This is a genomic window from Corallococcus sp. AB049A (genome assembly GCF_003668885.1).
GTDB lineage: Bacteria > Myxococcota > Myxococcia > Myxococcales > Myxococcaceae > Corallococcus > Corallococcus interemptor.
The window spans coordinates 1-8041 of the sequence record NZ_RAWL01000394.1; the positions used below are offsets into that span (position 1 = coordinate 1).

Genomic DNA, 8041 nt, shown 5'->3' on the forward strand with positions numbered 1-8041 from the left:
CGGAAGTTAAGCCCTCCAGAGCCGATGGTACTCCGCGGGAAACCGCGTGGGAGAGTAGGTCGCTGCCGGATTCTTTTTGAAAGCCCCTGGTGCCGCAAGGCGCCAGGGGCTTTGTCTTTGCGGGCTTGTGACACCGTTCGTCTTGGATTGATCCGACGGCATGCGAACGTACGGGTGCCTGGCTTTGAGGCTGGCCTGACCCTGCCTGCTTTTGCTTGAGTGGCGCTCCTTCCCCCTCTCTGGACAGGAGCCTCTCGCATGCATCTGCTTCGAATCTACGCCGCTGGTCTGTTCGCGCTAGGGCTCCTGCTGGTCCCCGCGGAATCCAAGGCGCAGCAGTCCGGTGTCCGCCTGGGCGTGGGCGCGGACTACTGGGTCGACACCAGCGCGGCCTTCAACTTTACGCTGGGCGTTGAAGGGCATGTCGCGGGTCCACTCTTCGTGGGTGCCCGGTTCGGCGCGGTGCTCGTCACGGACGGCAACATCATTGGCGTTCCGTTGGACATCTCGCTTCGCGCGACGGTGGGCAAGACTGTCTACATCGAGGGGCTCGCCGGTCCGTGGATCTTCTTCAAGGGTGACACCTTCAAGGCCCACGCGGCGTTTGGCTTTGGCCTCCAGGGCAAGGCCGCCAGCATTGGCGTCGAGGTGGGCTACCTGGACCCGAACCCCATCATCGGCCTGCGGCTGGGCTACAAGTTCTAGTAGTGCGGCGGCCGCTCCTGGTGGCGCGCGTCCACCAGGCCCGGCTCGGCGTCCAGCTTGCGCTTGAGCTGGTCCAGCTCCGTCCGGAGCGCGTCGATGACGCGCCCCTGCTGGTAGAGGACGTCACTGAGCTCCTGCAGCAGCTCCTGCTGCTGCGTGTAGCGGATTTCCAGCTCGACCAGGCGCTTGTCTTCCATTGCCGTCTTCTCCGCTCGGGGACCGTGCCCCATGAATACCCTTGAACATCTGCAGCGTGCCCGCGAGCTGCTGGGACGCGGACAGCCCGAGCTGGCGGAGTCCGCGCTGAGTGACGCCATCGATGCGGCCGTGGCGGCGGAGGACCTGGTCCTCCTCACCCAGGCCCGGTTCGCGCTGGGGGAGCTGCTCTTCCAGCAGGGCCGCGATGAAGAGGCAATCCCCTTCCTCCAGTCCGTGGTGCGCACCGAACGGGCCGACGGGTCCGTGGATGCGCCGGTCATCGCCTCCGCTCGGATGCTCCGCCAGATTCGCGGGCAGGAGCCACGCTGAAGCTCCCCTGAGCTTCAGGGCAGCCGGCACTGCTCCCGGATGAGGTCCATCCGCTGGGGGAAGCGCCGCTCCAGGTCCGTGCGCGTCTGGCGTGCTCCCTCGAGCTTCCCCGCCTTCACCTGGAGGGTGCAGAGGGTGGACAGCGCTCGCGTGTCCGAGGTGTCCAGCCGGTCCGCCTGTCGGAGGGACTCCTCGGCGGCGACCTGGTTTCCCGCCTGGAACCAGGCGATGCCTAGCTGGAAGTGGCCTTCCGCGAGCTTCGGGTCCTTCTGCACCGCTTGCTGCAACAGGCCCACGGCTTCGCGGCTGCGGCCCTCCCGGGTGCGCACCAGCCCCTGTTCCACCAGGAGCCGGGCCGGTGGGACCTTGCCCTCCAGGGAGGTGAAGACCTTCAGGGCATCCTCGGGCCTGCCCATCCGGCTGAGCAGCCGGCCGTAGCGCACGCCCACGAGGGGATCTCCGGGGGCCTGGCTGTAGGCCCGGGCGAGGGCGTTCGTGGCGCCTTCGAGGTCGCCTTTCTCCTCGCTCAGGTCCGCTCGCAACAGCTCCGCCCTGGGGTCCGCCGGCGCGAGCTGGCGCGCCTTGCCCAGGGACTGCTCCACACAGCGGGACATCCGCTCCCGGTCACAGATGCGCGCGAGCAGCAGCTGGGTCTCCAGGGCGTTGGGGTCCCTCCGCTCGGCTTCCAGGGCCAGGTCGTGCGCTTCCGCGGGGGCCCCTTCGCGCAGGAGCTCGGCCGCCATGCGCAGGTCCGCTGCCGTGGCCTTGTCGTTGTGCTTCAGGGGCACCAGGAACTGGAGACGGCCTTCCACGCTGTCCGTGGCGCGGGCGATGGCCAGCTCCTGCTCGGGCATGTTGCGGGGCAGGAACAGCGGGATGACGTGGATGGCGAGCGCCACGCCACAGACCCAGAGGACACTCCGGAGACCCTGGTTCCGGCGCCGGCCGCTCCGCTCCCCGGGGGCGTTGGATGGGTCGCTCATGGGGGAATTCTAAACGGCGCGCAGGCGCGGACGCAGGCCGGAGGGGAGCTCCAGCTCACAGCTCCAGCAGAGCTCGAAGTTGGCGGGGTTCTCTTCTCCACACCGTGGACAGGTCACCGAACGATTGGCGGCCTCCTGGTTGGCCTGGAGCTCCGCGAGCACCTGGCGCCCTGCCTCCAGTTCCTGCGGCAACAGCCACAGCTCCACCCAGGCCTCGGTGCTGGGAATCTCTCCGCTCAGCGGGACCAGGGACTCGCCTCGGATGTCGACCGAGAGCCCGGCGGATTCCAGGGCTCCTGCCAGCATCCGTGCCTCTCCGACCGTGCGGTGCACGGAGAACTGCACGCGCTTCATGCTGCTTGTCTGTCAGATGCGGGCCCCCGGGGCAACCCGCCCCGGTTGCTCCCCTGCTGTGCGCCTTCTCATTCGTCGTGACGCAGCTGATGCGGCAGCACGGCGTGGGCGTGGCGGGGGGCTCGCGCGTGGAGCTCCGCCGTCAGCAGGGCGTCCAGCTCCGCGAGCAGGCGATCATACCGGCCTCCCTTCGCGGGCAGCCGCTCCGTGGCGAGCCTCAACCGGGGTGTCTCCTCGTCCTCGAAGGCGAGCGTGACCGCCAGCGCTTCCGGCCCTCCTGATGGGGGCCCGAGCGTGGCGGGTTCGGGCTCTCGCTGGAGGGGTTCCAGCAGGGGGGCCAGCCGGTGGATCTCCTCCGGCGTCAGGTCCCGCTCCACCACCGGTTCTCCCTGCTCCAGGACGCGCAGGTGCTTGAGGCCTTCCACTCGCAGCGCCTGCGCTCCCGTGTCGGTTTGACCACTGCGCTCGTAGGTCACGGTCTTCACCCGCCGCACCTCCCTGGCGTCAGGAGTAGGCATCCGTCTGTTCGCTGGCATCCGGAAGCGAGCGTGCCGGGCGCTCATGGCGCGAGGAGGGCAGCCCGAGCGATGGCTGCCGGACACTGTGCAGCGCCCCCTGGGCCCCTGCGTTTCCCGGGCGCGTCTCCCTACCGTGCCTTCCGTCCGGGCGCCCATGCCCGGACACACGGAGGTCGCGGAACGATGAGCAAGAACAAGAACCCGAGCCCGAATGATCAGCGCTCCAACACGAAGAACCCCGAGCGCCCGGAGCACAAGTCCGCCCAGGACAACCGCTCCAACCAGATGAACCCGAACCGTCCTCCGAACACGCCGTCCCACATGCCTTCGCACGGCGGTGGCATGACGGGCGGGGACGACACCTCGAAGCGCTGAGCGGCAATGGGAGAGGCCGGCCGCGCGTTCCGGCCGGCCCCTCCGCGTCAGGCGGTCTCTAGCGGACGCGCGGCGAGCACTCGCCTTCGCCGCGGTAGTGGCCCACGGTGCGCACGAGCGCGGTGATGAAGTCGCGCAGCGTCCGCACGCTGCCCGCGCCTCCCGTGCCGTACTGGTCCGACGGCAGCGACGTCAGGTCCACCAGGCCCAGCTCATCCAGGGTGACTTCGCCGTCCGGGCCGACGATGCCCGTGCTGTCCGCCGCGGCGATGGCGTCGAAGCGCATCTTCGCGTCCGTGGACTGGAGGTCGTCGAAGAAGAGGTGGTCCCCGTGGATGGTGAGCTGCACCGTCTCCGTGCCGCCCTTGGGCACCGTCACGCCGTTGCCGAGGTCCTCGCTCTCGCAGTGCTCGTAGAGCGTGTTGGTGGCGAAGCCCCAGTGGAAGCGCTTGGTCGCCGAGCCCTTGGTGGCCGTGCCCTCGACGTAGACGGACCAGCCTTCGGCGTTCATCCGCGTCACGTCCTCCGCGTCCGCGTTGCCGGCGGTGGCGTCAGTGAAGGGGGCGATGGCGTAGCTCACCTCGTCCCATTCCTCGGCGGCCAGGTCGTTGAACGTCGTCACGTTCACGGGGCCCGGACGGTGCACGTCGTACACCTTCGCGGCGCTCTGCTCCGCGGCGGTTTCGCCTTCGTGGTTGGCGACCTTCACCTCGCCCAGCTTCACGAGGAACTTCGTGTACTTCACCGTCCAGCCATCCTCGAAGGCGCTGGCGGGGATCTCCTTCTCGATGAAGTCCTCCCCGTAGGTGGTGAACGTCACGTTGCCCTGACCCGACGAGCAGGCGACCAGGGCCAGGCAGGACACTCCCATCAGCCAATACTTCTTCATTGCGCGGCTCCTTCCACCCACGTCACGACGTAGGCGCTGGTGTCTTCCACGCCGCGCACCAGGCCGTTCTGGGCCTGGCTTCCGGCGGGGAAGGTGGAAACGCCGGCCGCGTCCGGAAGCGACGCGGTGGCGAAGTCGATGCGGTCCATCCAGGTCCCCAGGTCCACCGCGATGCGCACGTGGCCGGCCTCCTTCTGGAGGTCGCGCTCGAAGCGAACGCCTTCGATGGCCTTGGGCAGGTCCACCACGGCGTCGAAGCGCACCGTGGCTCCGGACGTGTGCGTCGCGGTGCCTCGCACGTGGGCCTGATGGCCTCCGAGGAGGTTCTGGGCGTCCGTGGCCGCCGTGGGCGTCACGAGCGTCAGCTCCAGTGAGCCATACGAGCCCGTGACGGCGTTCGCCTCACCCAGGTTGCCGCCCGCGAGCAGGTCCACCGTCTGGGGCGTCAGCACCTCGCCCAGCGCGTCGCCGGGGACGTAGTGGCCGGGGTGCGCGTTCGCCGTGCCTCCGATGAGCGAGTACCAGTCGAAGCGTCGCGACAACAGGACGCGGCCTTCGAAGAAGCGCACCGAGCCCACCGAGAGTTGCGCCGCTTCGGGCGTCACCGTCCAGCCGTACTCGTTGGGCGCCGTGGGGGCTGTCGCCGTCATCGTCACGGCGAAGGTGCGGCGCTCCGCTTCCGTCTTGTCGCCGCAGCCCAGGCTCATCAGGGCCACGCTCAAGGCCAGTGCAATCGGGTTCTTCACAGGTGGACCTCCAGGGTGAGCGAGGCCACGCGTGGTGCCCCCGCGGTGAAATGTCTGGCTGGAATGAGGCTGGGCCAGGCGGTGGCGTCGAAGCGCGAGCTGTAGACAAACTCGCCGTCGCGCCAGCGCGCGTTGAGCAGGTTCTTCACGTCGAGCCGCAGCGCGAGCGCTCCCCGGCGCAGCGCGGCCTGCGCGTCCGCGAGGAACACCGTGTGGCTGTATTCGTCGTAGGGCAGGGGCCTGGGGCCGATGAGCGTCAGGCCCGTGCCCAGGGACAAGATGGACTCGATGGCGGGCAGCGGCTTCTCCCAGCCGAGGTCCGCTCGCGCGACCAGCGGGGCGAAGTAGGGGAGCTTCGCGCCCGTCTTCGTCACCGTCGCGTTCGCCACCGTGGCGCTCAGCGCCGCCGTGAGCCCTTCGAGCGGACGCGCCTGCAGCGCCGCGGAGATGCCCGTGCGCAGCGTCTCTCCCGTGAAGACGGTGGTGCCCACCGTGTGGTCGAAGAAGAAGTCGTCCTCCACCTGCGAGCCGAAGACGCTCGCCTGGAAGGACAGGCGTTGTCCTTCCCTCCGGGTGCCCAACTCCGCGCCGTGCACGTTCACGAAGGGGGCTTGCTCTCCCTCGGAGAGGCTTCGCGCCTGCGGGGAGCGGAAGCCGTCTCCGTAGCTGGCGAAGAGGGCCCAGGTGTCCGTGAGCGCGTACTCGACGCCGGCCTTCGCGCCCCAGTGCACTCCGAAGGCGCTGCGTGAATAGCCCTGCCCGTCGTAGTAGCGCGGGTCCCGGAAGGCGAGCGCGTCGAAGACCTCCACGCCCAGCGCGTCGGCTCGGCCTCCCAGGCGGAAGGCCCAGCGGCCCAGCGGGAGCCTTACTTCGGCGTAACCCCAGACGTCCGTCTGGGTGAGGTCCGCGTCCACTTCGTCCGCGAAGAAGGTGCCGTCCGTCTCGCGGTAACGGCGTTGCGTCTGGTGGATGCCGTCACGTCTTCCTCCGAGGCCCAATTCGAGCGCGAGGGGACGGCCGAAGAGGGTGGCCTGGCGGCGGTGCTCGGCGCGCAGGCCCAGCGTGGTGCTGTCGTTTGTCTGCTCCAGACCGTCACCCCGGTCGTCCACGCGGTAGCCGGTGAAGTTGTTGCGCAGGCGCAGGTCCGAGAGAATTCCGAAGGCCTCCAGGCGCGTGCGCGCGGTGCCTTCTCGCGGCAGGTCCACTCCGATGAGCAGCTGGTGCCGGGAGACCGTGCCGCCCTGCCGGGGGAAGGAGCCGGAGTAGAAGGTGCGGCGGCCGGCCTCGAGGTCGTCCTCGCGCACCACTCCGGGCGAGTCGAAGCGCGTGACGTAGCTGCCTCCCAGGACCCTCGCGCTCACGCCCTGGCCCAGGTCCACGTTCGCCTGGGCGAGCAGGGCGGCTCGGCCGTAGCCTCGCTGAGGGCCGAAGCCGTTGCTCTCTGCTATCTCCGCCGCCGCGAAGGTGCCGGGGTCCTCTCCCGGGCGCACCGTCACGACGAGCCGGCGCGTGTTGAACTGGCCCAGCGTGCCCGCGAACTCCACTCCCTTTTCGCGGGCGCCCAGGTCCATGCGCACCGTTCCCGCGACCGCGAAGTCCCCCTGGAACGCCCGGTAGGAGCCCTCCGTCACCTCCAGCGATTGGACGAGCTCCGGGATGATGAAGTTCGTGTCCGCGTAGCCGAGCGCGTGGATGTGGCTCACCTCGTTCACCGGCAGGCCGCCGACGTTCAGCTCCACGTCCTGACCGTGGAGCGCGTCGAAGCCCCGGAGGAAGAGCTGCTGGGCCTTGCCCTCGCCGCTGTGCTGCGAGGCCACCAGGCCCGGGACGACCCGCAGCACGTCCGTCGCGTTCGTGCGCGGGGCCGTGTCGAGGATGTCGCGGCCGATCGTGACCTCGGCGGCGCTCTGGGCCGGGCGCGTTCCGCGCACCACGGTGGAGCGCTGCTGGGGGGCTTCTGTCTCCGTGGGGCCCGTGGCTTCCTGCTCGGAAGGCATGGCCGTGGAAAGACATGTCGAGAGCGTGGCGAACGCGATGAGCAACATGGTCACGAGGACACGTCCCCGGCGCGCGTCGGGACGCGCTCCAGGGCGTGCGAGGGGAAAGACAGACGGTTTCGGGACGAAGACACACGCTCACGCAGGGCCTGTCCGGCCTTGGCCAGACGGTCCGCGTGCTCGCGAGTCACGGAGGTCCGAAGTGCGCCGTGCTTATGGGCCCTGCGGCATCGCCGCGGACCGCAGGCGCTGACCCGGCGACCACTCCGGGCTCCTCGCCGCTTCCACCCGCCAGGACACCCAGCGCAGCTTGGGCGGCACGAAGACCGTCCAGGCCGCCGCCACCGCCAGCAGGTGCTCCACCGAGCCGGTCAGGTGCTGATGGCCATGGCCCTGCTTCGCTCCACCGGACTCTCCGCCGGACTCGTCTGGGCACCCGGTCTTCTTCGCATCACAGGTGCTGGCGGTGTGGTGGACGTGACCGCCCAGGCCCGCGCCGTGGCCCACCACCGCGTGCAGCACCGGCGCCACCGCGAGCCCGTACACCAGGACCCACAGTCCCAGGAACGCCAGGTCTCGTCGGTCTCGGGAATCCCACACGGGGTTTCAGGGCGTCCAGGAGGGGGGAGGTGAGGCGGCTGCCTCCCTATCCGTCCTCCCCATGACACGCAAGGCCACCTCCGCCGCTCGCTGCGAGACAGTCCCATGACGTCCAGTCCCATGACCCCGTGGACCTCTTGACGCATCGCATTGGAATCCGCTGCGGCGGAAGACTTCCCGTCATAGACTTCCTGCGTGCGTTCCGAATCCGCCGCGCTTCGTTCCCTGCCTGCCTCCACGGAGGTTCCCGCCCCGCCTTCACGGGCTGACCGCCTGCGCTCCCTGGCGAGCGAGTCCTTCGACCTGCTCGTCATTGGCGGCGGGGTGACGGGGGCGGGCGCTGCCC

11 protein-coding genes and 1 rRNA gene are annotated in these 8041 nt (G+C 69.5%); 4 read left to right on the forward strand and 8 right to left on the reverse strand.

Features of this window, described 5'->3' with window-relative positions:
* A 5S ribosomal RNA gene (gene rrf / locus D7X55_RS31170) occupies positions 1-71 on the forward strand; the annotation flags it as partial.
* Positions 72-258: 187 nt separating this feature from the next.
* On the forward strand, positions 259-705 hold the full coding sequence (locus tag D7X55_RS31175; protein ID WP_120551755.1) for a hypothetical protein: 447 nt from the start codon (positions 259-261) through the stop codon (positions 703-705).
* On the opposite strand, the gene D7X55_RS31180 is transcribed toward D7X55_RS31175, so the two are convergent.
* Positions 702-902, reverse strand: a complete 201-nt coding sequence (locus D7X55_RS31180; RefSeq protein ID WP_120551756.1) for a SlyX family protein — start codon at positions 900-902, stop codon at positions 702-704. The genes D7X55_RS31175 and D7X55_RS31180 overlap by 4 nt on opposite strands.
* A 31-nt stretch (positions 903-933) precedes the next feature.
* Here D7X55_RS31180 and D7X55_RS31185 point away from each other — a divergent pair, with 31 nt between their 5' ends.
* The gene (locus tag D7X55_RS31185; protein ID WP_121724965.1) at positions 934-1233 is read left to right on the forward strand and encodes a tetratricopeptide repeat protein; all 300 of its coding nucleotides are present in this window, start codon (positions 934-936) and stop codon (positions 1231-1233) included.
* 14 nt (positions 1234-1247) lie between these two features.
* Here D7X55_RS31185 and D7X55_RS31190 read toward each other — a convergent pair whose 3' ends face one another.
* From D7X55_RS31190 to D7X55_RS31200, 3 genes are all read right to left on the reverse strand, one after another.
* Positions 1248-2216 carry a tetratricopeptide repeat protein gene (locus D7X55_RS31190; protein WP_120551757.1) on the reverse strand — a complete coding sequence of 323 codons (969 nt, stop codon included), beginning with the start codon at positions 2214-2216 and terminating at the stop codon, positions 1248-1250.
* Positions 2217-2225: 9 nt separating this feature from the next.
* On the reverse strand, positions 2226-2570 hold the full coding sequence (locus D7X55_RS31195) for a hypothetical protein (RefSeq protein WP_120551758.1): 345 nt from the start codon (positions 2568-2570) through the stop codon (positions 2226-2228).
* A 68-nt stretch (positions 2571-2638) separates the two neighbouring features.
* Positions 2639-3055 (reverse strand): hypothetical protein, encoded by a 417-nt coding sequence (locus tag D7X55_RS31200; RefSeq protein WP_120551759.1) that lies wholly within the window; start codon positions 3053-3055, stop codon positions 2639-2641.
* A 216-nt stretch (positions 3056-3271) separates the two neighbouring features.
* Here D7X55_RS31200 and D7X55_RS31205 point away from each other — a divergent pair, with 216 nt between their 5' ends.
* Positions 3272-3463 carry a hypothetical protein gene (locus D7X55_RS31205; RefSeq protein ID WP_120551760.1) on the forward strand — a complete coding sequence of 64 codons (192 nt, stop codon included), beginning with the start codon at positions 3272-3274 and terminating at the stop codon, positions 3461-3463.
* A gap of 58 nt (positions 3464-3521) precedes the next feature.
* Here the strand turns inward: D7X55_RS31205 and D7X55_RS31210 are convergent, their stop codons facing one another.
* From D7X55_RS31210 to D7X55_RS31225, 4 genes are all read right to left on the reverse strand, one after another.
* Entirely contained in the window at positions 3522-4352 is an 831-nt protein-coding gene (locus tag D7X55_RS31210; RefSeq protein ID WP_121724966.1) for a hypothetical protein, read from the reverse strand.
* Complete coding sequence (locus tag D7X55_RS43590; RefSeq protein ID WP_158616296.1) at positions 4349-5059, reverse strand: hypothetical protein; 711 nt, start codon at positions 5057-5059, stop codon at positions 4349-4351. Before D7X55_RS43590 ends, D7X55_RS31210 begins: the two co-directional genes overlap by 4 nt.
* 35 nt (positions 5060-5094) lie before the next feature.
* Positions 5095-7143 (reverse strand): TonB-dependent receptor, encoded by a 2049-nt coding sequence (locus D7X55_RS31220; protein WP_233610175.1) that lies wholly within the window; start codon positions 7141-7143, stop codon positions 5095-5097.
* Positions 7144-7308: 165 nt separating this feature from the next.
* Entirely contained in the window at positions 7309-7695 is a 387-nt protein-coding gene (locus D7X55_RS31225) for a hypothetical protein (protein WP_120551763.1), read from the reverse strand.
* Positions 7696-8041 lie beyond the last annotated feature (346 nt).

Bases quoted from the DNA above. Each gene is read 5' to 3' on its own strand.
- D7X55_RS43590 (WP_158616296.1), bottom strand. From the start codon at position 5,059: ATGAGCCTGGGCTGCGGCGACAAGACGGAAGCGGAGCGCCGCACCTTC.
- D7X55_RS31190 (WP_120551757.1), bottom strand. From the start codon at position 2,216: ATGAGCGACCCATCCAACGCCCCCGGGGAGCGGAGCGGCCGGCGCCGG.
- D7X55_RS31180 (WP_120551756.1), bottom strand. From the start codon at position 902: ATGGAAGACAAGCGCCTGGTCGAGCTGGAAATCCGCTACACGCAGCAG.
- D7X55_RS31185 (WP_121724965.1), top strand. From the start codon at position 934: ATGAATACCCTTGAACATCTGCAGCGTGCCCGCGAGCTGCTGGGACGC.
- D7X55_RS31220 (WP_233610175.1), bottom strand. From the start codon at position 7,143: ATGTTGCTCATCGCGTTCGCCACGCTCTCGACATGTCTTTCCACGGCC.
- D7X55_RS31205 (WP_120551760.1), top strand. From the start codon at position 3,272: ATGAGCAAGAACAAGAACCCGAGCCCGAATGATCAGCGCTCCAACACG.
- D7X55_RS31210 (WP_121724966.1), bottom strand. From the start codon at position 4,352: ATGAAGAAGTATTGGCTGATGGGAGTGTCCTGCCTGGCCCTGGTCGCC.
- D7X55_RS31195 (WP_120551758.1), bottom strand. From the start codon at position 2,570: ATGAAGCGCGTGCAGTTCTCCGTGCACCGCACGGTCGGAGAGGCACGG.
- D7X55_RS31175 (WP_120551755.1), top strand. From the start codon at position 259: ATGCATCTGCTTCGAATCTACGCCGCTGGTCTGTTCGCGCTAGGGCTC.